Annotated in this window: 16 protein-coding genes and 1 riboswitch; of the genes, 11 read left to right on the top strand and 5 right to left on the bottom strand. The window is 40.3% G+C overall.

The window, feature by feature from the left end:
• The first annotated feature begins 65 nt into the window (after positions 1-65).
• From BLP92_RS07440 to BLP92_RS07425, 4 genes are all read left to right on the top strand, one after another.
• Positions 66-1475 (top strand): ABC transporter substrate-binding protein, encoded by a 1410-nt coding sequence (locus BLP92_RS07440; RefSeq protein ID WP_244516714.1) that lies wholly within the window; start codon positions 66-68, stop codon positions 1473-1475.
• Between the two features lie 158 nt (positions 1476-1633).
• Positions 1634-2527 carry a carbohydrate ABC transporter permease gene (locus tag BLP92_RS07435; protein WP_090842129.1) on the top strand — a complete coding sequence of 298 codons (894 nt, stop codon included), beginning with the start codon at positions 1634-1636 and terminating at the stop codon, positions 2525-2527.
• A gap of 240 nt (positions 2528-2767) precedes the next feature.
• Entirely contained in the window at positions 2768-3613 is an 846-nt protein-coding gene (locus BLP92_RS07430; RefSeq protein ID WP_244516712.1) for a carbohydrate ABC transporter permease, read from the top strand.
• 64 nt (positions 3614-3677) lie between these two features.
• Positions 3678-4523: a MurR/RpiR family transcriptional regulator gene (locus BLP92_RS07425; RefSeq protein ID WP_090842392.1), complete on the top strand. Its 846-nt coding sequence runs from the start codon at positions 3678-3680 to the stop codon at positions 4521-4523.
• 262 nt (positions 4524-4785) lie between these two features.
• Here the strand turns inward: BLP92_RS07425 and BLP92_RS07420 are convergent, their stop codons facing one another.
• Entirely contained in the window at positions 4786-6150 is a 1365-nt protein-coding gene (locus BLP92_RS07420; RefSeq protein ID WP_175444211.1) for a C40 family peptidase, read from the bottom strand.
• Positions 6151-6770: 620 nt separating this feature from the next.
• Between BLP92_RS07420 and BLP92_RS07415 the strand changes: the two genes are divergently transcribed.
• Together BLP92_RS07415 and BLP92_RS07410 are read left to right on the top strand one after the other, a co-directional pair.
• Positions 6771-7397: an FMN-dependent NADH-azoreductase gene (locus BLP92_RS07415; RefSeq protein WP_090842123.1), complete on the top strand. Its 627-nt coding sequence runs from the start codon at positions 6771-6773 to the stop codon at positions 7395-7397.
• A gap of 332 nt (positions 7398-7729) precedes the next feature.
• The gene (locus tag BLP92_RS07410) at positions 7730-8620 is read left to right on the top strand and encodes a helix-turn-helix domain-containing protein (protein ID WP_175444210.1); all 891 of its coding nucleotides are present in this window, start codon (positions 7730-7732) and stop codon (positions 8618-8620) included.
• 226 nt (positions 8621-8846) lie between these two features.
• Here the strand turns inward: BLP92_RS07410 and BLP92_RS07405 are convergent, their stop codons facing one another.
• A complete protein-coding gene (locus tag BLP92_RS07405; protein WP_090842119.1) occupies positions 8847-10880 on the bottom strand; it encodes a FapA family protein in 2034 nt (677 codons plus the stop codon).
• A gap of 57 nt (positions 10881-10937) precedes the next feature.
• Positions 10938-11021, bottom strand: a riboswitch (cyclic di-GMP riboswitch).
• 880 nt (positions 11022-11901) lie between these two features.
• Between BLP92_RS07405 and BLP92_RS07395 the strand changes: the two genes are divergently transcribed.
• Positions 11902-13875: a putative bifunctional diguanylate cyclase/phosphodiesterase gene (locus BLP92_RS07395; RefSeq protein WP_090842115.1), complete on the top strand. Its 1974-nt coding sequence runs from the start codon at positions 11902-11904 to the stop codon at positions 13873-13875.
• A 36-nt stretch (positions 13876-13911) separates the two neighbouring features.
• Here BLP92_RS07395 and BLP92_RS07390 read toward each other — a convergent pair whose 3' ends face one another.
• Complete coding sequence (locus BLP92_RS07390) at positions 13912-14694, bottom strand: hypothetical protein (RefSeq protein WP_090842112.1); 783 nt, start codon at positions 14692-14694, stop codon at positions 13912-13914.
• A gap of 443 nt (positions 14695-15137) precedes the next feature.
• On the opposite strand from BLP92_RS07390, the gene BLP92_RS18125 reads away from it, so the two are divergent.
• The gene (locus BLP92_RS18125; protein ID WP_090842110.1) at positions 15138-16436 is read left to right on the top strand and encodes a globin-coupled sensor protein; all 1299 of its coding nucleotides are present in this window, start codon (positions 15138-15140) and stop codon (positions 16434-16436) included.
• 75 nt (positions 16437-16511) lie between these two features.
• Here the strand turns inward: BLP92_RS18125 and BLP92_RS07380 are convergent, their stop codons facing one another.
• Positions 16512-16985 carry a DUF1499 domain-containing protein gene (locus BLP92_RS07380; RefSeq protein ID WP_090842108.1) on the bottom strand — a complete coding sequence of 158 codons (474 nt, stop codon included), beginning with the start codon at positions 16983-16985 and terminating at the stop codon, positions 16512-16514.
• A gap of 108 nt (positions 16986-17093) precedes the next feature.
• Here BLP92_RS07380 and BLP92_RS07375 point away from each other — a divergent pair, with 108 nt between their 5' ends.
• Together BLP92_RS07375 and BLP92_RS07370 are read left to right on the top strand one after the other, a co-directional pair.
• Complete coding sequence (locus BLP92_RS07375; protein WP_090842106.1) at positions 17094-17540, top strand: GNAT family N-acetyltransferase; 447 nt, start codon at positions 17094-17096, stop codon at positions 17538-17540.
• 61 nt (positions 17541-17601) lie between these two features.
• Positions 17602-20055 carry a diguanylate cyclase domain-containing protein gene (locus tag BLP92_RS07370; protein WP_090842105.1) on the top strand — a complete coding sequence of 818 codons (2454 nt, stop codon included), beginning with the start codon at positions 17602-17604 and terminating at the stop codon, positions 20053-20055.
• A 571-nt stretch (positions 20056-20626) separates the two neighbouring features.
• Here BLP92_RS07370 and BLP92_RS07360 read toward each other — a convergent pair.
• Positions 20627-22300 carry a glycoside hydrolase family 13 protein gene (locus BLP92_RS07360; RefSeq protein ID WP_090842102.1) on the bottom strand — a complete coding sequence of 558 codons (1674 nt, stop codon included), beginning with the start codon at positions 22298-22300 and terminating at the stop codon, positions 20627-20629.
• 460 nt (positions 22301-22760) lie between these two features.
• Here BLP92_RS07360 and BLP92_RS07355 point away from each other — a divergent pair, with 460 nt between their 5' ends.
• On the top strand, positions 22761-23753 hold the full coding sequence (locus tag BLP92_RS07355; RefSeq protein WP_090842100.1) for a DoxX family membrane protein: 993 nt from the start codon (positions 22761-22763) through the stop codon (positions 23751-23753).
• Positions 23754-23832 lie beyond the last annotated feature (79 nt).

The raw sequence follows: 23832 nt of genomic DNA, 5'->3' as shown, positions 1-23832 counted from the left end.
TGCTGAATGGGAGCGGAGCAGGAGCGTTTCATATAAATCAAATTTATCTATAAGGGGGATTTAAGTTGAACAGATCTTTTAAAAGAAGTTTTACTGTTGCTTGTTCGACTGGTTTGATGTTGAGTGCACTGGCCGCATGCGGCGGGAATGGAGAAAATGCAGGAGCAGATAACGAAGCTGAAAATAATGCTTCCGGAGGAAATAACACTGCTGAAGAAAATAACGGAAATAATGCTGAGGGAAACAGTAATGGCGAAGGAAACGGGGAAGTAGCAGGGGAGCTGGAAATTCAATACTTTGTAGGCGGCTATGGAGATTCCTGGTGGCAGGAAGTAATCAGTGATTTTGAAGCTGAATATCCTGATGTTACAGTGACCCATCATGCAGGCCCGAATATTAATGATGAAATGCGGTCGCGCTGGGTGTCCGATGATCCGCCGGATGTTGTTTACATCGACGGGGCCGGATCAAGTGAAACACAGATGGTGGAAGACGGCCAGCTGATGGATTTAACTGACTGGTTAAGCGAGGTGGAAACTGCGGACGGCGAACAGCTTGAAGACAGCTTTATTGTAGACCCTGCGACATATGACGGACAAATTCACAGCCTGCCGCTCGTATTTGATACCTGGGGTACCTGGTACAATGCAGCACAGTTTGAAGCAGAAGGCTATGAAGTGCCGACCGATTTTGACAGCTATATGAGTACGATGGGGGAAATTCAGGATAATGAAGGGATTGCTCCATTCGTAACTACTGGCCAGCATCCGTATTACTTCCTGCGCGGTGTGTTAACACCAGCCTTTGGCGCAGCAGGTGGCGATGAACTGCTTGCGGATATCGTAACAGGCGAAGAAGGAGTATGGGAGCGGGAAGAAGTAGTAGCTCAAATGGAAAAGGTAGCTGAGATGCAGGAGGCAGGATATATTGATGACGGCTTTGGTGCATTTAACCATACGCAGTCTCAAATGAACTTCCTTCTTGGTGACAACGCATTTATCCCGGTAGGTTTCTGGCTGCCGAACGAGATGGCAGAGGATACACCGGAAGATTTTGAGTATGGATTTATTCCTTCTCCAATGCAGGATGAAGGAGAACCTTATGCCATCGTACCGGATCTGCGTCCGCTGGCTATCGCAGAGAATGCAGATAACCCTGATGCAGCAAAAGCATTCGTTGAATTTGTATTTACACAGGAATATGCCACATTGTTTTCTGAGCATACAGGAGCGATTATGAATCTGGAAGGCGTAGATCTATCGGAGAATGAAAATGTACCAGATTACCTGATCGAAGCAAACGCCATGATCAATGATCCGGATCAGGTGCAAATTTACCACCGTCCGCACCCAATGAGTGCCGATCTTGAAACACCGATCGGGGATTCTTTAACAGCGCTGATGCTTGGAACAATTACAGTAGAAGAATTTATTGAAGATGCTGAAGCGGCAACTGCTGATTACCGAGGAGAATAAAGCTTGAGAAAGGAATGTAAAGGCAAAGTATCGTCTTTGCTTTTACATTCCTTATTTTATAAAGCTGTTCCCCCTGCCGCGGAGAAATTATGTACACGTAAAGGATTCACAATGAAACAATCTTACCAGAGAAGTTTGATGGGAGAGAAGGGGTTAAGATGGTACAAACGAAAAAACAAAAATACTTATTTTTAGCGTTCTGCTTAGTGCCTACATTCATACTGTTTGCTATCTTCACGCTATATCCATTGTTCAGCGGACTGTATTTCTCCTTTTTCAGCTGGTCAGGCTCTGCTGCTGCAAGAGAATTTATAGGAATAGATAACTATATCCGGTTGTTTAACGATGGAATTATTCCCAGAACCATCCTGCATGATTACTTTCTCGTAATCACAAAGGTGTTTGGAATTATGGTGCTTGCAATGTATTTTGCGGTTGCCATTATGCAGATGAAAATTAAAGAAGCTCCGTTTTACCGGATTATCTTCTTTTTTCCAAATATTATGTCAGTGGTAGTTATCGGTATTTTATGGACATTTATTTATAACCCGAGTATGGGTTTAATTAACTCCGGTTTAGAGGCAGTCGGTCTTGAACAATTAGCACGGCCGTGGCTTGGAAGTGAAACCTGGGCGCTGCCGGCAATTGTCCTTCCTTCTATATGGGCAGGAATAGGACTATTCATGCTGATGCTGATGGGAGGAATCGGTACAATTTCCAAGAGCTATTATGAAGCTGCAGAATTAGATGGTGCAAATGAATGGCAGCAGTTCTGGAAAGTAACCGTACCATTGTTATGGCCGCAGATTAAAGTAGCAGTTCTTTATATTGTGATTACCACATTAAATGGTTCCTTTATTATCGTGCAGATTATGACAGGCGGAGGGCCGAACAATTCGACGCACGTTATGGGTTCCTATCTTTATCAGCAGGCCTTCCAGCAATACAATTTTGGATACGGAGCAACGATTGGTGTAATGATTCTTGTTCTATCTCTACTTACAGTTTTTCTTCTGCAGAAGTTAATGAAGAGAGAAAAGGTACAGTATTAACGAGGCTGCTGAAAAATTGGTAAATAGCGTATTATTATTCACTGTTGTGATTTGATTTTCTCCTGTGAGTACCGGCGGAAGTTTGCCGAACCGTCTTCAGTTATTTCTTCTGTTTGGAGATAGAGGAAAGCCGGCGTTTAATACAAAGGTTCACGAAATAGTGCACAAAAAACCATTACGCTGATAAATCAGTTTCTATAAAAGTGCGACATGAAGGATTTACAGAGGGAGGTTCATGCAGTGGAACGCGAGGCTAAAGGGAAATTTTTAACACGGGCAGGAATTCGACTTCCGCTAATATTGTGGTCTATTGCGGTTTTGTATCCGATCATATGGATGATACTGGGATCATTTAAATCAAACGCAGAGATTTATGCGAACCCATGGGGACTGCCGGAATCATTTAATTTCAATAACTTTATAGATGCCTGGAATAATTATAATATTGACCTGGGGGTATTTAACAGCTTATTCGTTACCGTACTGGGGGCGCTGTTAACACTTGTGCTTGCAGTTCCCACATCTTATGCCCTGGAGCGGCTGAATTTTAAGGGGAGTACTCTTTTATTTAATTTATATATCGCAGCGATGATGATACCAATGGTACTTGGCTGGATTCCTTTATTTTTCCTGCTGATGAATATTGGGATGCTTGATAATTTATTCGGTCTGGCAATTGTCTACGCAGTTTCGCAGCTTCCTTTCAGCATTTTTGTGCTTACTACATTTATGGGCTCTATTCCTAAGGAACTGGAAGAATCTGCAGCGATCGATGGGATGTCTCCTTATAAAATCCTGTGGAAAATTATTACCCCGCTTTCGATGTCTGGTATTATTACAGTAACTATTATGAATGCCATTCAATTTTGGAACGAATATTTCATGGCATTAATTTTTCTTCAGTCCAGAGAAAATTACACACTGGGCTTGGCGATTGATTTTATCAGCCGGGAGGCGGCCTACACGAATGCCTGGGGCACACTCTTTGCGAGTCTGACAATCGCTATAATTCCAATTATTATCTTGTACGCTATTTTCCAGCGACGAATTTCCAAAGGAATGACAGAAGGAGCAATTAAAGGATAATAATCAAAGGGAGGAGACAGACGAATTGAAAGTGAACAACGATTCTTTATCTGGCGGGTTAGTCATGCTGAACGAAATAAAGCATAAACTGCCGCTTTCTGAGAAAAAGGTTGCAGAATATATTATTTCAAATCCCCATGAAGCAATACGCTTCACCGCTGCACGGCTGGGGGAAGAAAGTGCCACAAGCAGTGCAGCGGTCATACGTTTATGCAAGTCTATAGGGTTGAAGGGTTTTCCGGACTTAAAATTAAGAATCTCGGGGGATCTGCAGAAATCGCCTGCTGTGCAGTACAGTAATATCGAACCTGGAGAAACACAGAAAGCGATTGTTGATAAGCTTACAAACAATGGTGTACAGGCCCTGCAGGAAACTGCGGAATTAATGAATTACGAAGCATTGAGTGAATCAGTGGAAGCTTTAAAGAATGCAGACAGAATTCATTTCTTTGGCGTCGGCGCTTCCGGCATTATCGCCCAGGATGCCCAGCAGAAATTTCTGCGGATGAATAAGTCCGTATCGTGCTTCACTGACATTCACAATGCTTCCATGTACATTGCGAATGTCAGTGAAAATGATGTGGTAGTCGGTATATCTTTTTCAGGAGAAACCTATGAAACGCTGAAAATTATGGAACTTGCAAAGGACAGAGGTGCAAAAACCATCAGTCTGACCAGGTATGGACACTCGCAGATTGCTGATTGTGCCGACATCGCGCTGTACATTTCAGCGACGCGTGAAGTGCCGGCTCCATTTCGGAGCGGGGCAACCTCTTCAAGGCTTGCGCAGCTGCACATGATTGATATACTGTTTGTGAGCGTTGTGACGGATCAATACACCATTGCTTCCGATTATTTGAAAGAGATTAAGTCAGCGATGGATTTTATGAAAAGTGGAAGAAAACAGTAATCACTGTTTTGAAGCAAGGATTTTTCTTTTGAATAATTTTCTGAGCATCAGGTCCTCTTTCGTTTCCAGGCAGAAATGTATCTTCGAAGAGAAGGTATAGAAGCCTTTTCTTGAACAGATAAAGTGTTTTTGTTACATGAATAAACCGAACTATCTTTTGAAACTCTCCTCAGAGTTTCATGATAGTTCGGTTTATTTATTAGCAGGGTATTCGCAGATTTTTATAATTCGGCTTTAAATGCCTGGACCTGCAGCAAGTCAGTTAAAATCTTCTTGCCCCTATATAAAGGTCTGAAAAATAATCACTGTACTCCAAATGGCGTATCGTAATGCCTGAGGAGGGGGTTGCAATAATAAAAAGATCGTGCCCGGCATAAATCCCGGGGAGAAGATTTGTCTCTCCATCAAAAAATACGATATCTTCAGGCTGAAGATTTTCTTTTTCCACTGCGTTTCCACTTTCCCAAAGCTGTTCTGCAGTGGACGGAAGTGTCCCTGTTCCAGCTTTTTCATAAACATAGCTTACGAAACCTATGGGATTAAAACCTTCTTCCGGATGGTTCCCGCCAGAAGCATAGGGAATATTTAAATGGGAGGCTGCTTCTTCCACTGCAGGTGCAGCCCCATCCAGCGTCATATCATCGAAACGTTTTGCTCCAGTAAAATTCTCACTCCAGTAGTCATTTAAAAAAGAAATCTGTGTCATTTCTTCTGTCCTGCTCGCGTGGATCATAAAATTATTGCCGACATAAATGCCCGCGTGCGTCACTTCTCCATCTTCCCGCATGTCATCTGCTGCGTCTATATCAGAAAAGTAGAGGACATCTCCAGGTCTGATGTCATCCTCTTCAATGTCTTCGCCCACTTCAAATTGATTCAGTGTCACACGGGGCAGATAAACATCCTTGTGCTCTCTGAAAACTTCTTGAATAAAGTAGGAACAGTCAAAAGCTTCCAGCGTATCTCCTCCAAATTCATAGGGGGTGCCAAGATAATTCATTGCTTCCCGGACTACCGGGTTTTCATGATCACTGTATGTGCCGGGATGAAGTGATTCAATTTCATTTTCTTCCAGTCTTTTCGCACCGATATAATTATCATTCCAGAAAGCATCTTCTTCCAGATTTAAAGTAATTACACCGTCACTTTCCGTAGCGGTCATGAATTCATCATCTTCCATGTAAATTCCGGACATTAACGTTTCTGCCTGAAAAAAAACAACGTCCCCCATCTGAAGATATTCTCTGCCGACATCCTCTCCCAGATCGTATTGGTGGGCACTGATTCTGGGCATGCGTATTCCTGTTGCTTCTTCATAAACATACTGCACAAAACCAGAAGTGTTAAACCCTTCATCTGGATGATTTCCTCCGGAAGAAAAGGGAGCTCCTTCCAGATTCCGGGCTTCCGCCGCAAAATCTTCTATAGTAAAATCAAGATTTGTTTTTAATATCCCCTGGCTATGGGGTTCCATACTTTCTTCTTCTGCAGACTCAGGAGAACGGGAATTATTTTGTTCTTCCTGTTCTGTAAAGCTGTCGGAAAATAAAAGGAAGGCAGCTCCGCCTCCAGCCAGTAAAGCGATGATCCAAAATAAGCCTAGTGATCGCTTTTGATTTTCTGCCAAAAATAAAACCTCCATGAACAATAGTGAATGATAAAAAGGTAAGGGTAAGAAAGGTGATTCAGTAATTAATAAATCTTAAAATATTATCTGTAATCATTATAGGGATCGGACCAAGCTATGTAAACGAACGCTTCTCATACATATCCCAGCTGACTGCTGAAGAAAAATTAAAACATCGGCAGTACATTCACATATAATTTTCTTCAAAAAGAAGGAATGCTTTTTCTATTGTTTCACAAAGTAAAAAATGAAGCGAAAACCTGCGGGTGCCCAGCCGGGAAGTTCCCGCAGCAAAGCGAGGTAGCTGAAGAGATCCTCCACGGCAGGCCAAGTTGGCGCGATAAAGACAGCATGGCGGTCCCTGTCCTGCTGTCTGTGGATTGATGGAAGCCGTGCCCTGTAGAGAAATTAGTCGAGAACAAGCCCTTGGTAAGCCTCTCCGAAAGTGCAGCAGCAGTAATGCTTTTTTGAAGAAACTTTTATTTTTAAGGCAGCTTTTTCTTAAAGTACAAGCATTCTATTTGCATCTATAAACGAATCTGTATATACTATATTTTTGTAAGTTTAAAACTCAGCATAAAAGCTGAAAAATTAATTTTCACCAGGAGGACATTTACAAAATGGCAAATGTATTATTTATTAAGGCAAACTCTCGTCCGGACGACCAGGCGGTGAGCCTGCAGATGTACAATACTTTTAAAGCAAATTATTTGAAGGAAAATCCGAATGACCGTATACAGGAACTTGATCTGTTTAAAGAAAATCTTCCTTATTACGATGCTGATAAAATTCATGGAATGTTTAAAACAGCAAAAGGGCTTGAACTTTCTCCAGAAGAAGAAAAAGCAGCTACGCTTGTAAAAGGTTATTTAAACCAGTTTCTTGAAGCAGATAAAGTAGTAATTGCATTCCCACTGTGGAATTTCAGTGTCCCTGCTGTACTTCATACGTATTTTGACTACCTTTGTCAGGCAGGTACAACTTTCAGATATACAGAAGCTGGCCCGGTAGGCATGATGTCCGAGAAAAAAGTAATGCTGCTGAATGCACGCGGCGGTGTTTATTCAGAAGGTGCAGCTGCTTCTATGGAGATGGCTGTGAACTATGTGGAGACGATCATGAACTTCTTTGGTATTGATAACCGCTCAAGCGTTATTATCGAAGGTCACAATCAGTTCCCGGAAAAGGCAGAAGAAATTATCCAGGAAGGTCTTGCTAAAACAGAAAAGCAGGCAGCAAGCTTCTAAATAATGCATGAACCAAAAAAGCCGTCCCATGAAGGGGCGGCTTTAGTTATTCAAATATTAACCGTGCTTATAAGGAAGTCCTTTACCGAGAGGTTCCACCACGTCCAGCAGATCTACCCCGGCAAAAGCCATAACCATGACAGCAGTACAAGCGAACACTAATATTTTCATAAGAAGCCTCCTCGTATTTTTTTTAAGTATACGATAAGTAAAAAAAATACCGAAACAGCGTCAGAGGCTGAATTATGGCTTAATTGGCCAAAAAACTTGGTATTCTGATAAAAAGGTGTAAACTGTATTCATATAGGAATATTTATTTGGAGGGAGAGGCCGTGGATATTGAAATTGGAAGAAAAATAAAAGAACTTCGTTCATTTTATAGAATTTCTCAAGCGGATTTATGTGAAGGGATCTGCAATCAAAGTTTTATTAGTAAACTGGAAAAAGGTCTTGTGCATCCCTCAGCTAATGTACTTTCCATGATAGCAGAGCGCCTTGGCGTAGCGCCGCAGTATTTTTTTGATCCCTTTGCGGATGTAACGAAGGTGAATTATATGTATAAAGTTATTGACTCCATTTCGAAAAATATAGACAGGGCCAAGTATGCAGAAGTACTGGAGATGGTGGAAGCAGAAGAAGAGAATCCAATATTTAAAAGGGCAGATTTAAAACAGTATTTATTATGGAGAAAAGGCATTTGTCTTTTTCATCTGGAAGAAGATGCAGCAAGTGCAGTTGATTGTTTAGATGAAGCCTTGGCACTTGCTCCTACAACTGCGAAAAACAAATCAGAGAGAGAATTGGATATCCTTTTAAGCAAAGCGATTATTTACAGTGTGATGGAAAGGTATCAAGAAGCAGCTTCCATTTATAAGCTTCTCTTGAAAGAAATAGCCCGTCATCCATATGTGCTGAGTAATAAGCTTCTTCTGAGAACCTATTACAATTACAGCAAAAATGAATTTGACCAGGAGAATTACAAAACATCCTTGAAATTTTCACAGGAAGGGGTGAAATATTGTCTCCAGAACGATTCTCTCTATATACTTGGGGAATTTTATTTTCAGTGCGGACAGAGTGGGTGGAAAGGAGGGCAGTTATCAAAAAAAGAAGCGCTGCGTTTTTATGAACGAGCAAAAACACTTTTTTTACTTAGAAACAACACTTTCTTTGCGGAAATAGTTGATGAAGAGATAGAAGAATTAACAGTTGAAAATATATAATGCTTTCAGGGGGGAAATACGAGATAATATTTGATTTGAACTGGATGGGTTAATCAATGTGTCTGATTATAATTTATCTCTAAATACGTTAAAGAAAAAATCAGGAAAAAATGTTCCGAGGAAAAAGGGCTGCATCTTTTTCCTCGGAAGTAGAAGTAGCTTGCCTGCAAAGTTTTCCTTGTGCGGCTGCATCCGATCTCTGTTAAAAATATAATCAAACAGCACATTAATTATTTCGCGAAATCTTCATCCTGCCCTCACTATCAAGCCTGGCAGTGAGGTAAAACTCCTCCATACGGATCTTATGATTTATTCCGCCTACAGAGAGAAGGACGTCGGGGTGCGCATGTTCTATCTTAATTACACCGGTACTGTCCGTCTGGAGGAGCGTTTTCGCTCCTCCAGGGGAGCCTGCTTCTTTAATATTCATTCCTTTTTTCGCGGAAATTTTACCACCGATAAATTTTTGGTGAATGGTTACATAGCCATCTGCATATATATGAGAGTGGATGGCCCCTTTCCCCAGAATATCAACTTCGCCGTCACAATACATTTCACTGTAGGCAGCGTATTTTAAAGCAATTCGTGAACTGCTGGCAGAGGGGCTTTCCAGCACGTCATGTAATTGGAAAGCCTGTCGTTCTATTTCAAAAAAGTGATCTTCTGCAAGCGGTGATTTATGGTGAAAAGTAAGCAGCCCATATTGAATCATATCGGAAAAATCTTTCCACTTACCTTCAAACAAAGTCTTCTGGGCGTTAATATAGGCAGTTAATGCTTCTGCAGATTTTTTCACTTCCGGAAACTTCTTCTCCTGCAGTGCTTTCACTAAAGGACCCCAGCCGTTTTTTCCATTATAGGAAGACTGAAATGCCTCTGATGAAGTGACCTGCTGGAAAACTTTTAAAAAGGAAGGATAATTGTAGAGAAACTGCTTCAGAAGTTTAAGTGCTTCTTCATAAATAGCACTGCTTTGTCCGGCGACAATCTTGCTGTTTAATGCATTTGCATTAATTATTATCGACTTACTCGACTGGAGAGATGCTTTATCAACGTTTTTATGAATCCAGATATCTCCTGCAGCTTCAATCATCATCTGTTCATGTACTGAGCCATGGACTTCTACATCCCCTATGAAATGTATATTCCCATCCTGCAGGCTTAAATCACCGCGGTGCAGCAATTTAGGAAGGATGGAAAGACGCACAGACTGTCCTCTTTGGTCTACATGCGGTCTTCCGCTGCTTACAGCAACCACTTCGTTCGTTTCCTCATTAATTTCAATTCCGGCGCCGGGGGCAAGCTGTATAGGTTTGCCGGCTTTTGCTTTTAACACTTCTCCAAATACGCTGATGCCATCTTCTCCGGGGGTCGGTTCTATTATGGAGGCAAATACCGTACCTTCATTCACCGTGGGAATATGAATAGATTCCCGGAAATCAATGGTACCGTCGAGTTTTTCTTTATAATTACCGCTTTGCTGCCGAATATCAATAATAAAATTAATTTTCCCATTATTTCCGTGAACGGGTAGTTTTCCTTTGGCAATGATAAATGAAGCAGGTCTTTCCGCCCTCGTAGCTGCTTTAATTTCCTCTTCACAGATCCCTTCCACGATATCCATTCTCTCCAGCTGCTCATAAATATCTTTTTCCGTAAGCTGATTTAAAGGTATTTCCTGTGAAGCTGTGGAAATGTAAAGGTTCGCGGCAGGTGGCGCATCTTCAATGGTACTTACAAAATAAGCACCAGGTGTGACTCTCAGCTCCACGAGCTGCTTTTGGTTATCCACCTTCACAGACCAGCTTGTTTCACGAGCCTGCTTTTCCAGTGAAAAATCAAGTCTGTCTCCTTGGGAAAGAATGGTCTTTTTTTCAACCGGCTTTCCATTTTTTAAAGCTGTGACACCACCGGGCAGAATAAGCACTGGCTTCTGCTCAGCTGTATCTTGGAAATATAAAGAGCCCTCTTTTATCCAGGCTTTTCCATCCAGATTTAATTGAAGCTCTTCTCCCCGTTCTTCAGAAGATGTATTTTCCGCGGTATATTTCTGAAGCATATTTTCCCATCCTGTTTCCTCGGAAGGCATCTTATGCACCACTTTTATTTTTGCTTTTGTGCGTCCGAGTCCGAAAAAACCAGGTCCTTCATTTTGCAGAATTTTTATATCAACCGACTCTTCTGCTACATTTAAAGCAGCCAGAGCAACTTGAACAGCTTCATCCACACTCTCTCCGGTGAAAATATGATTTTTTTCCATTAGGCTCTGCCACCTTTCTTCCTGAATAAAGTGGATAAAGGAAGCAGAAAGACCTGCTTCGGCAGCCTGGCAATCCTAGGAAATCCCCTTAGACCCATGGCTTTGCGTCACTATTTTTCAATAGTTTTGCCTTTATCTTGAAATTATAGATTTCTAAAATCCTAGTTACCTATACTATACAATGAAATTCACTATATGGGAATATTCAAAAGGTGGAAAAGAGCTTACAAAAATATTTCTTTATAAAAAGTAAAACAATAAAGTGTGCAGAATAATAGGCGAATCCTTCCAGCCATTCTGCGGATAAAAAGGGAAAGTTATATTTTGCGATGATCTTCTTTCATCAATTTTCACTAAAATACTCTGTGAATTATCAGTAGTGGCATAAGGTAATTTCACTTCATATGGCCTGCCGTGGAAAAGATCAACATACATGTACTTATGCAATTGGTTCCTTTTTTATAAAGCTACCTTGAAATTAAAAGTTTTGCTATAAAGAAGTATTAACACTGCTGCACTTTCGGAGGCATAATGTATATCTCATAAAAGAATTCATTAAAAGGGAGCCCATAAAAAGGAAAACTGCTTGCTGGAAAAACTTCCATCCACAAGAAAATGCTTAATTTACTGAATATTTTAAAATTAAGAGATTTTAAAAGATGACTGCTGATATAATAAATGTAATGAATTAACTCAACAAAGTGAATTACTTTTAAGTGTTTTATCGATAGAGTTATATCCAAAAGACGGAAAGGAACTGTCTCATACATGGAGGGTTTCTTTATAAAGCTACTTTGAAAATAAAAGTTTTCAAAAAGAATATTCTGCTGCTTCACTTTTGGAGAAGCTTACCCAAGGGCTTGCCGAAAGTGGAACAGCGTAACATACCTTCTGATAAAAAGCTGTTTTTCAAGGCAGCACTTTAGAAAAGTGCATCATGAAATTAGGCCAGGTGTTAAAATTATATAAATTTAGTCGATGGTTAGAATAGAAGGATTTTAGATGGAGGGGGGCGGAAAATATGATTAACAATCAATCGATTCTTGATACTATGCGTCAGCGGATTTTTATCGTGGAAGAAGATGGAACTGTGGAAAGTGTAAATAAAGCAGCACAATCGTGGAGTGAACAGGAAAGAATCGATAATTATTTTACACACCTTCAGCAAAAAGCATCAATTAAAACAATTGAATCATTCAAAGAAGTCACCCAGGGAAAGAGTTCCTTCTGCGAATTTCAATACAGTGAAGCGGAAAACAGCCGAATAACAGTAAGAGTATATGCCATGCAGGACCAGAAGAAACACGCGCCAGTAATTGTGGAGGAACAGCGGGATGAGAATTATGAGCAGTTTGCAGAGCATTTTCACCTGCTGGATAATATGTCGGATGCTTTTTACACTTTAGATGAGGATTTTATATTCACTAGTATTAATAAAGCAGCGGAAGAGCAGCTTCATGTCAGCAGAGATGATATTGTCGGCAAAAACATCTGGGACATGTTTCCTGAGGCAGCAGGGAGCAGGCTGGAAGAATTTTATCTTCTCGCTGCTGCAAATGAAAAAGCTTACAAGCTGGAATATTATTTTGAACCGGTGGATGCATGGCTTAAAGTACATATTTACCCACGCAGCAGAGGCGGACTTTTTATATTTTTTCAGAACTTAAACGAGATAAAAAAATCAGAAACTAAATTATGGGAATCAGTGAATTACGATTCGCTTACCGGGCTTCCCAACAGAAAATATATGTCAAAAATGATGACGAATCTTATTGAGGAACAATCTCCTTTTACACTTTTAAACATTGATTTAAATGATTTTCAGCTGATAAACGATGTTTACGGCCACTATGTAGGCGACCAGCTGCTGAATGAAACCGCAAGAAGACTTCAGGAATCATTTTCTGAGGAGATCATCGGCAGATTTGGAGGAGACGAACTGGCATTAATTGTTCTTACTGACAATTCAGCTGAGATAAAAGAAAAAGCAGATATAATATCAGAAATTTTGCAGCTGCCGTATAAGTTTGAAGAAAATATTGAGATTACAGTTACGGGAAGCATGAGTGCAGCAAAGTTTCCACAGGATGGAGGCACTTCATACAGACTGATCAGTGCAGCAGATGCTGCAATGAAAGAGGCAAAACAAAAAAAATACCTAAAAGAAAACATATATTTTTACAGAAGTGAATTAACTGAACAGATGAGAAGACAGCTCTCGATCGAAAAAGACATGAAAAGCAGTATATCAACCAACGATTTTTTTCTTGTATATCAGCCTCAGATCAACACGGAAACAGAAAAAATAAGCGGGATGGAAGTATTAACACGCTGGAAACATCCGAAATTAGGTTTCATCCCTCCTCCAGAGTTTATAGCAGCGGCAGAGCGGACTGGCCAGCTGCAATATTTAACGGAAAAGATTATTGAAGCAGGTATAAATCAGCTTATCAGCTGGCGAAATAAATATTCCTATCAGGGAACGATAGCATTCAATGTGCCTTCTTCTTTATTAAAAATAAGTGAATTTCAAAATTTTCTTATTTGTTCAAAAGAAGATAATCAAATTCCTGACCATGTCATCGAGGTCGAAATTACAGAAGATATGGATCTGGTAGAATCTGTGGAAATTAATTCTTATCTGCAGCAGCTTCGTAAAAAAGGTTTTATTATTGCTATTGATGATTTTGGTACGGGATATTCCAAAATAAATTATTTAACAAAATTTCCTTTTGATAAAATTAAAATTGATAAGTGTTTTATCGATGAAATAGGTTCCAGCTTAAAAGGAGAAGCGGTATTAAAAGCAGTGATTTCTTTGGGGAGAAGCTTAGGACTTACTGTAGTAGCGGAAGGCGTGGAAACCCAGCTTCAAAAATTGTTTTTGCATGAAGCGGCATGTGAACTGATACAAGGGTATTTTTATGATCCGCCGCAGACAGTAGAAAATATGACAGTAAAGCTTGCACAGGGCGGGGAATATGCTCTCCTATAAAAAGTAAGTGCGATAATCATGACAGAAGCAGCCCTCCTAAGGATGTCGGAGTGCTGCTTCTTCTTCCTGCTGTTCTTTTCTTTTATAGCTTTTCATTTTGTCCAAATTCAGCTTAAGCATTTTATCAAAATTTTCATGCTTTACTACAGGCATATTTTTGCTTTCTTTCAGCATTAATTCTTCATTTTGAAGCATCTGCTGATAAAATACCTGCTGAGCTTTTGTGAGCTTTTCCCAGAGATCTGCCTGTTTCATTGCTTCTATCCAATTTCTTAGAGTTTTTGTTCCTGCACCGAGTGTATGGACGATCTGATACTGCAGAACGTCCAGCATCGCAGCTGACTCAGCTGCTGTCTGTAAATCTTTATCTGTGAGGGAGCGTTCTTCAGATTCTAATTCTTTCAGCAGTGACTGAAAATTGTCATATGTTTTTCTGTATTTCAACTGCAGCTCGAGGATACTATCAATAAGGTCGTAACCTGGCTTTAAGGAAGCGTTTTTATTTGCATCCATGAGTTCAAGCGGACTTCGGAAAAAATCAATATTAATTCCCGCCCGCATTCTTCCTTCTGTATTAATTTTTTCATGCAGTACATAAAAAGGAAATAGCAGACGATGTGCTTTTTTCGCTTCATCCGCCGATTCCTGGTCTAAAGAAATTACTGCACTTCCTGTAGTCGCTTTTGCCTTAAGATAGTTAATTAAAAAATATGTCTGGCCATTTATCTGCACAGGATAAGGATAGAGCTGCATCTTTTCGAAAAATTGTTTATGTTTGCGGCCCTGGCGCTTTAAGGACATCTGCTGAAATACTGACATGTGTCTCCACCTTTCTGTTGAAACTTCTTTCAACAGTTTACCATAACCCAATGTGTTTTGAGGAACAGTGAAGTGCAGATGCTGCTTTTAAAAATTGCAGGAACGCATAAATCACCTCAGACTGCAGACAGGAGATCTTCTAACGGAATAAATTAAGAATGCAATTCTCTCTACTTGGTAATAAAACGCGGGAATGGCTCCGTGCTCTTAACGCGCTGATTTTTTTGGGGAACGAAAAATACATTCTCCTGATGACGTTCGGCGAAAGGGCGACAGGCAGGGAAAACTCTTTTTTATCTGAATTTATGTCCAAAATTGTTTCGGTGACAACCTGATGATCAACGGAGCGGTTCTGAATAAATACATTATTTGTTAATACCATAAACATTCAGCCTGATGAAACCGATATAAGCATCATAGTTTATATCAAGGGGGATTAGCTGGTGAAATGGTTTCAGCGTCAAAAGACTAATGAGGAAACAGGGACAGCTTTATTAGAAAAAAAGGAACAGATAATGCTACAGATACAGCCGGGTTCTGAAATTGAAAAACAGCTCCGTATGACAGGCTTAAATGAAGAAACGTTGTATATTCTTCAGTCTTTGCAGCCGTTAATTAATCATAATATCAACGAGTTGATTGACTTTTTTTATGAAAATCTGGAAATTAAACCTCATCTAATGGAAATTATTAATAAAAACAGTTCAGTAGAACGTTTAAAGCAGACGCTTCGAGTTCATATTGTAGAAATGTTTTCCGGCAGACTGGATGAAGAATTTATCGAAAAGCGGATTAGAATTGCAAAAATACATGTGAAAATTGGCTTGGAACCAAAATGGTATCTTAGTTCCTACCAGGCGCTGCAAATTAAAATATTTCACCTGATCTATCAGGAATTTAAAGAAAAAGATCTTACGGATGCTGTAGACGCAGTATCGAAAATGTTAAGCCTGGAGCAGCAGCTGGTGCTGGAAGCATTTGAAAATGAAATGGAAGATACGAGAAAGAGGGAAGCAGCGCTGCGGGAACAGCTGGATGAATACATTACTGGAAAATCAGAGGAACTGGGTGCTGTTGCTGAAGAAACCAATGCTTCCATCCAGGAAATGATGGCACAGGCGGAAGAAATTACTTTTAAATCTCAGGAAGGCACCTCGCTCTCTAATGAATCTAAAAAAGCAGCACAGGACGGCCAGGGCCGGTTAGAATCTCTTGCCGGAGTAATGTCTGAGACTACGGAAAGGATTCAAACTATTGATAAGCAGATGAAAGAACTTGCTTCCTTCTCAAAAGAGATTCAGGATATTGTAGGGATCGTGCAGGGCATTGCGGATGAAACGAATTTATTAGCTTTAAACGCGGCGATTGAAGCAGCAAGAGCTGGAGAACACGGCCGGGGGTTTGCGATTGTAGCAGATGAGGTACGGAAACTTTCGGAGCAGACAAAAAATTCAGTAGTAAAAGTAAAAGATTTGACGGATCAGACAGACGCTGGAGTACAGGAAAACGCAAAACTTTCCAGACAAATTGCCGAGAGTATTGAAGAAGGAAATGAATATGTAAGTACGGTGCAGGATTCGTTTAAATTAATTCTTACAAAAATGGAATCAGCGGTTGGGAAAAATACAGATATAGAAAATGAGCTAGTAGCTTTTGTAGATGTAGTGAAGGAAGTTTCCAAAGCTTCCAATCAGATTTCGATTACTGCAGAAGAACTCCTCGACCATTCAAAAAATTTATAAGCAAACAATAAATATTAACAGCACAAAAAACCGGACCCGTCATCAGGACAGGCCCGGTTTTTATCGTTTTTATAATTACAAATCACGGATCGCTACAGCATTTTTGTATTCTTCCCGCAGCTGCTCTACCCGTTCACGGTTTACTCCCATATCATAACTGCCTACACGGGCAGCAGAGCGTACATCGATATGGCCTTCTTCTTGATGGAAATAAAATTCAACGTCATCCTTAAACCGCAGCTTCGGCGAATGGAAAACTGCATGAAGATAGTCATCAGTTTTAGTGATAATCTCAGCATTTTCTTTTCTTTCAATAATTTCGCCTAATGCAGCCCAGCTGTTTCTCTTACCTTCCGGCGGATAAAATGGAGCAACGTATCTGTTTCCTTCTGCCTGGGAAGAAACCGCATTGGGAATGTTTGATACTGGTGCCATTCTGCCCCGGTAAACTCCCGTATTCTGTGGAATCGTATTATTTTTTTTGGTAAAGAAAACTCCGGCAGCCGCAGCGGAGCCTGTAATCAAAGCAGTTGTCAGTAACTTCTTCATTATTATTACCTCCTGAAAATCTTTGTGTCCTTAACTCACTTACCCTCTCATCTTTTATTCTAAGCATGCTACAATAATATTTATTTAAATAAAGGTGGGGGAAATTATATGAATTGGAATATAAAAACGTTTGGGGAACTTACTGCGGAAGAACTTTATGATATTCTGCAGGCAAGAGTAAATGTATTTGTAGTAGAACAGGAATGTCCTTATCCGGAAGTAGACGGGTATGATAAAAAGTCATGGCATTTAATAGGCAGAGAGAATGGAGAAATTAAAGCATACGCGAGACTTTTTCCTCATGGTATCACTTATCAAGAAGCATCTATCGGCAGGGTGCTGGTCCATAAAAATAAACGTGGCACAGGACTCGGAAAAGAGCTGATGGAACGTGCCATCGCTTTTATTGAAAGCACCGGTGAACCAGTAATCCGCATTCAGGCACAGGAATACGCAGAGCGTTTTTATGCTTCTTTCGGTTTCAGCAGAATTTCAGACGTATATTTGGAAGATGATATACCTCACATAGATATGAACTTATATATAAATAAGTAGTTTTGCCCCGTTAAATGTTATATACTGTATTTAATAAAAGGGTCTATAGGAGGATTGTGAAATGAAAGAGAGGGACTATTTAAATACGATACGTTCACTTCCTGCAGGTTATGCTTATCAAAAACTAATCAGCCAAAAGGAAAATTTGTTAACTTATGAAATTGTAGATTTGAATAAAAAAATGGCAGACATCCTTCAAGTAAACGTTTCAGAAGCTGCAGGCAGTCGAGTCCACTCTCTAAATTCTCCATTGAACAAAGAGCATCAATACTTGATAGGTAAGTATCTGGAAGCTTTTAAAGACAAAAAAACTGTCCGGTTCGATCACTATTTAGAATATCTGCAGCGCTGGTTTCGCATTACGGTTACTCCACATGAGGCACAATTTTTTTCGGTGGTTTTTTATGATGTGACGAGTGAAAAAGAACCTGAAAAAAACGAAAATAAATTCGCGGATAATATGGGTCTTTTGGCTCAATTAGATCAGCAGGGAAATATTGTGGAATTAAGTGCAGACTGGTACAGCCTTACTGGATATAAAGAGTCTTCATTATATGGAAGAAATATGCTGGAATTAATACATCCGGAAGATAGAGTAAAGTCAAAAGAGGCTTTTCTAAAAGTTATTCAAGGAGAAACGAAAAGCAAATTTATCAATAGGGTAATTAACAAAACAGGTGCTGTATTAGAAATTGAGTGGCACGTTTTTATGCGAGGAAGCGCTGTGTACTGCGCTTCTGCTGATGTAACTGAGCTTCGTTTAAAGGAGGAAGAGCTTAACCAGCGTCAGGTATTGCTTGAAGAGCTTGCCGATAACCTCCCGGGAGGCATTTTCCAACTTTCAGTTTCTTCAGAAGGACAGATTTCTTTTCCATATTATTCCCGGAGCTTTCTGGCAGTATATGATATTTCAGATGCTCAATTTAAGCAGAATGCAGGGCTTGCATTTGAAATCTTACATCCTGAGGATGAACAGGATGTACTTACTTCCCTGCAGGCTGCAGAAAACAACAACATATGGAATGCAGAGTACCGGATATACACGCAGGACAAGAAAGTGCGCTGGATCCGCGGCAAAGCAAAATCCACCTTTTTAAACGATGGGAATGTTATTTGGAATGGCTATGTTTCCGACATTACGGAAGAAAAAAAGCAGCACCTTCTTCTTCAGGAAAGTGAAGAAAAGATGAGGAATTTATATAACCACCTCCCGGGCATGCTGTTTCAGCTGGAAATAAAAGATGAAAAAGAATTTAATTTTAATGTTGCTTCAGAGTTTGCGGAAGAATTATTTGGAGTTTCTTCGCAGGATATTTTAAAAGATCCTTCAGTTTTCTGCAATTTAATTTTTTCAGATGATGTAAAAGAGGTATCGAATGCTATAAAAAAATCAATGAAGTCCGGAGGGGTATTTTCTAAAGAATATCGTATCTGCCACCCTGATAAAGGAATTCGGTGGGTAAGAACCGGAGCAACACCGAAGCGGATAAATGAGAGTACCTTAAATATGAATGGATACGTATATGACATTACAGAGCTGTATGAAAAAGAAGAAAAGCTGAAAAAGAGAGACAAGCTGATTGCAGACATTTCTTCAAGAGTACCCGGAGTAATTTTTCAAAGTGTCAGCTACGGAAGGGATGACTTTACATTTCTAACTGCGACAGGAAGTATTGCTGATTTGCTGGAAACAGAAATATCTGAAGCTGAAATGGTGAAAATAGATATGATTGAGCTGCTTTCTCCGGATGACAGGGAATGGATGCTGCATAAAATGAATGAAGCAAGAGAAAAACTGAGCACTTTCAGAGAAGTCTTCAGAATTGTCCTGCCCAACGGAAAAGAAAAGTGGGTTTACGGATCATCCGTACCAGAGAAGATGAGTGACGGAGGTATTATTTTCAGCGGCTATCTGAACGATATGACGGAAATTAAAAAATATGAAGAAGCTTTAAAAAAGAGTGAGACCCGGTATAGAAAACTTGCGGAGAAAATGAAGGAAATGGCTTATCATGATGAGCTTACGGGACTGCCCAACCGGAGACTTCTCGTAGACCGGCTGGAACAGCAGATATTGCAGTGTGGGAGAACCGAGGCGAAATTAGGCCTGCTGTTTGTGGATTTAGACGATTTCAAAAAAATTAATGACAATTTCGGACATGATATAGGAGACACACTTCTCATTCGGGTAGCGGAGCGCTTAAATGCATCAGTAAGAGAAACAGATACCGTAGCACGCATGGCTGGAGATGAATTTTTAATTTTATTCACAAATATAATTTCTTTTGATGAATTGACCGCTGCCGTGAACGGAGTGCTTAGAGCGCTGGAACAGCCTATTCCTGTAGAAGATAATGCGCTGCGCGTAAAAGCATCGATAGGGGTTGCTCTTTACCCGGATCATGGCAATAATGTTCAGGAATTATTGAAAAATGCTGATAAGGCAATGTACCAAAGAAAACACAATCAAAAAGACGGTTTTTCCGTTTTTGAAAAGAATATGAAATTCCTGTGATAAATGCAAAAGAGAGCCCGCCTTAATATTAAAAAGGCGGGCTCTCTGAGTGTTTATAAAGTAAGGAATTTTGTATATTTATGATTTGCTGTGTATGGGTTCTCCTCCGCTTTCCGGCAGAAGCTTGCCAGCTCGTCTTCAGTTATTTGCAATGCCTGCCGGATTCAATAAAATAAGAAGAGCTTGGGTTCACGCAGCCACATCCCTCAAGTTTGAAGAGAATGTCCAGAACAATCGTTTGGACATTCCCTCACAGACTGCGCTTGAATCCCGCTGTCATTGCCAGGCGCTATGGAGAATAGGTTTTTATAGAAAAAGCTGCGCCTGTGCTGGAGACGCTGTATAAAATCCAACCGTCTTTTTTCTCAGCTGCAGTCGCAGAAGGTCGACTCCGGGAGGAAGTAGGACGATTCGAAGATCCACCTGCCAGAGGCAGGTTAGCTGAGAGAGTTCCCTCCGGAACGCGTACCTTCGAAGGCAAAGCATAAAAGCGTATGCTTAAACAGAAAAATACTTTTTCAATGGCCTGAGAGCCCGCCTTAATATTAAAAAGGCGGGCTCTCTTCATGTATTACTCTATCATATAAACTCTTGTTTCATATGGGTGCAGCAGAAACGAATCTGTTTTCTCATGCTCTATTTCCTCTTCCTGATTGTGCAGCAGAAGCTGTTCTGAAGAAAGCTGGATGCCGCTGCCTTCTTCGTCCCATACAGCTGGCTGCATCGTTAAATTCGCAATAACAACTGCTGTTTTATTATCAAGTTCCCTTGCATACGCATATACTCTTGGATCATCTTCCATCAGCAGCTTGTAAGAGCCGTAGACGAAAACTTCATGTTGTTTTCGAAGCTGAATTAATTTTTTATAAAAAGATAAGATAGAAGCTGGATCCTGCTCCTGGTATGCTACATTAATTTCCTTATGATTTGGATTGACTTTCAGCCAAGGATCGCCGTTCGTAAATCCAGCCTGGCTGTCAGCAGACCACTGCATGGGAGTCCTGCTGTTATCGCGGGAAGTTTTTGCTAAAATTTCGAGTGCTTCTTCTGTTTTTCCTTCGCCGGCCTTTTCAATAAATAAATTCTTTGCTGCTACGTCATCGTAGTCATCAATTGTGTCAAAGTAGATATTTGTCATACCGATTTCCTGTCCCTGATAAATATAAGGCGTGCCTTTCATAAGAAAATACATGGCTGCAAGTGATTTCGCACTGGCTTTCCAGTATTCTTCGTCATCTCCCCAGGTAGAAACCACTCTCGATTTATCATGGTTTTCAATAAACAACGCGTTCCAGCCATTATTGTCCAGCCCGGTCTGCCAGCTTGTAAGAACCTTCTTTAAGCTGACAACATCCAGCCCTTCTTCTGCATCCTGATCCCATAAATCAAGATGTTCAAATTGAAATACCATGTCCATTTTTCCTTGATCACCAACCCACAGGTGTGCTTCTTCCACACTTACACCGTTTGCTTCCCCGACAGTCATTGCATGATCATACTTGCTGTATGTTTCTTGTTGAAATTCTTCCAGAAATGTATGGATACCTTCCTGATTCATGTGCATATCGAAAGAGGAAACGAATTTTTTCTTTTCCGGATTTGGCATGTCTGGAAAACCGGGACGCTTTTTAATATGGGAGATAGCATCAATACGGAACCCATCAACACCTTTATCCAGCCACCAGTTGACAGTTTCAAACAATGCCTGGCGCACTTCTTCATTTTCCCAGTTTAAATCGGGCTGTCTTTTACTGAATACATGTAAAAAATATTGATCTGTTTTTGCATCATATTCCCAGGCAGAGCCTCCAAAAATACTTTCCCAGTTGTTTGGCGGTGCATCTTCACTCTTTCCATCGCGCCAAATGTACCAGTCCCGCTTTTCACTTTCTCTGCTCGCACGCGATTCCAGAAACCATGGATGTTCATCACTCGTGTGATTAAGTACAAGGTCAATAATCAGGCGGATTCCCCGCTTATGGCATTCATCCAGCAGCTGATCAAAGTCTTCCATCGTACCGAAATCTTCTAAGATATCCTGATAATCAGAAATATCATAGCCGTTATCGTCCAGAGGCGATTTATACATAGGGCAAATCCAGATAAAGTCGATCCCAAGCTCTTTTAAGTAATCGAGTCTGCTGATCATTCCCTGTAAATCTCCAAAACCATCGTCGTTACTATCCTGGAAACTGCGGGGATACACTTGATAACCTACAGCTTCTTTCCACCAAACCTTTTCCATTCGATTCACCTCAATATTTTAATTGCATAGCATTTGTGCAAACGGTTTTCCAAATAGTAAATAAAAAAAGAGCGCCAGGCTCATTGTGCTACTATCTTACTATGATAACGAATTCACAAGGGAAATACAATGCAACTTCTTAAATTAACAGAGACACTCATGCAAAATTTTTGCACCATGAAGTATGAAAATTAATAATGCTGTGTAACGAAGGAGAGGACACCCAAAGGATGAGCGCCGTTCGAGAATCCATTTTGGCGGATGTTCTTTCCGTCAAAATTAGTCGAGAACAAGCCCTTGGGTAAGCCTCTCCGAAAGTGGAGCAGCATTATTACTTCTTTTTAGCGGAACTTTTATTTTCAAGGTAGTAAATTATCAACAATGTCACACGAAAGGTTTCAAGTAAGGGGAGGGGGGAAAAGTAAGTTAAAAAACTTTATATGCTCAGGGGGACGATGGGATGAACCGATATCTTATTATTTTAATTATGATTTTATACTTACTGCCGGCATCCGCCTATGCACATGTTAAATGGTTTACAGAAACCGATGCGGAACAAGCTTCTATTGATCAAATTATCACGCCTGCCTTTGCATTTTTCGCATTGTTGTCAGCTGTAATAATTTCGTTCCTGCCTTTTGCCTTAAAAAAACTGCGTACTCATAAACCTTCGGTAAAACTGGAAAGCCGGGTAGCAAGCTTACGGGCCTATACTTTTGTGATACTTCAATACGGCACAGCTGTATCTTTGGTAATCCAGATTTTCAGAGGGAATTTATTTGCCCCGGAATTAATGGCGCTGGAAGGTATTTGGCTCTGGCTCACAGTTATTACTGTAATTCTCCTGCTTATTCCGATGAGAATTACAGTAAGAAGTGCGGGGGTTATTCTGCTTTTCCTGTATGGAGTTACCATTTATGTACACAGCTGGCTTCATATGCTTGACTACGTTTTTTACTTGGGAATTATTTTTATCTTTTTCTTTTATCGGACGAAACTTAACCTATGGACCTTTCCTTTTTTATACTTAACTACAGGGTTTTCCCTCTGCTGGGTAGCAGTAGAAAAATGGGTCTACCCAAATATGTCGGCAAATGTACTGATTAATCATGATATTTTCACATTTGGGTTTGAGCCTGGTACATTTGCGATGATGCTCGGGTTCGTAGAATTTGTCGTGGGATACCTGCTGATCATTGGCTTATTAAACCGGCTCCTGGCACTGGTGCTGACGGGTATATTTTTCAGTACAGCTCTGTTATTTGGCTGGCTGGAGCTCATAGGACATTTTCCGATACATGTGATTCTGCTCACCTTTATTATTGAGGGGGTTTCCTTTTACAAGCCGCCTGTTTCCTTTCACGAAAGAACCTGGCAGCAGATTACTTTTATCTCCGTGAATTTTATTCTGGTTCTTTCATTTATGGTGTTAATGTACTATCGGCTTGCTTAATTAAAATTTCCCGGAAAGTTTCAATTACTTCGGGAACAAAAATAATTATGGTAAACTGATTGTTAATCAAAGGAAGCAA

This window comes from Alkalicoccus daliensis, assembly GCF_900103955.1.
GTDB lineage: Bacteria > Bacillota > Bacilli > Bacillales > Salisediminibacteriaceae > Alkalicoccus > Alkalicoccus daliensis.
This window is presented reverse-complemented; position numbering and strand designations above follow the sequence as displayed.

What these genes read in the sequence shown, in the direction of transcription:
- BLP92_RS07435 (WP_090842129.1), top strand. Translation starts at nt 1,634, where the DNA reads ATGGTACAAACGAAAAAACAAAAATACTTATTTTTAGCGTTCTGCTTA.
- BLP92_RS07425 (WP_090842392.1), top strand. Translation starts at nt 3,678, where the DNA reads ATGCTGAACGAAATAAAGCATAAACTGCCGCTTTCTGAGAAAAAGGTT.
- BLP92_RS07415 (WP_090842123.1), top strand. Translation starts at nt 6,771, where the DNA reads ATGGCAAATGTATTATTTATTAAGGCAAACTCTCGTCCGGACGACCAG.
- BLP92_RS07405 (WP_090842119.1), bottom strand. Translation starts at nt 10,880, where the DNA reads ATGGAAAAAAATCATATTTTCACCGGAGAGAGTGTGGATGAAGCTGTT.
- BLP92_RS07395 (WP_090842115.1), top strand. Translation starts at nt 11,902, where the DNA reads ATGATTAACAATCAATCGATTCTTGATACTATGCGTCAGCGGATTTTT.
- BLP92_RS07390 (WP_090842112.1), bottom strand. Translation starts at nt 14,694, where the DNA reads ATGTCAGTATTTCAGCAGATGTCCTTAAAGCGCCAGGGCCGCAAACAT.
- BLP92_RS07380 (WP_090842108.1), bottom strand. Translation starts at nt 16,985, where the DNA reads ATGAAGAAGTTACTGACAACTGCTTTGATTACAGGCTCCGCTGCGGCT.
- BLP92_RS07375 (WP_090842106.1), top strand. Translation starts at nt 17,094, where the DNA reads ATGAATTGGAATATAAAAACGTTTGGGGAACTTACTGCGGAAGAACTT.
- BLP92_RS07370 (WP_090842105.1), top strand. Translation starts at nt 17,602, where the DNA reads ATGAAAGAGAGGGACTATTTAAATACGATACGTTCACTTCCTGCAGGT.
- BLP92_RS07360 (WP_090842102.1), bottom strand. Translation starts at nt 22,300, where the DNA reads ATGGAAAAGGTTTGGTGGAAAGAAGCTGTAGGTTATCAAGTGTATCCC.
- BLP92_RS07355 (WP_090842100.1), top strand. Translation starts at nt 22,761, where the DNA reads ATGAACCGATATCTTATTATTTTAATTATGATTTTATACTTACTGCCG.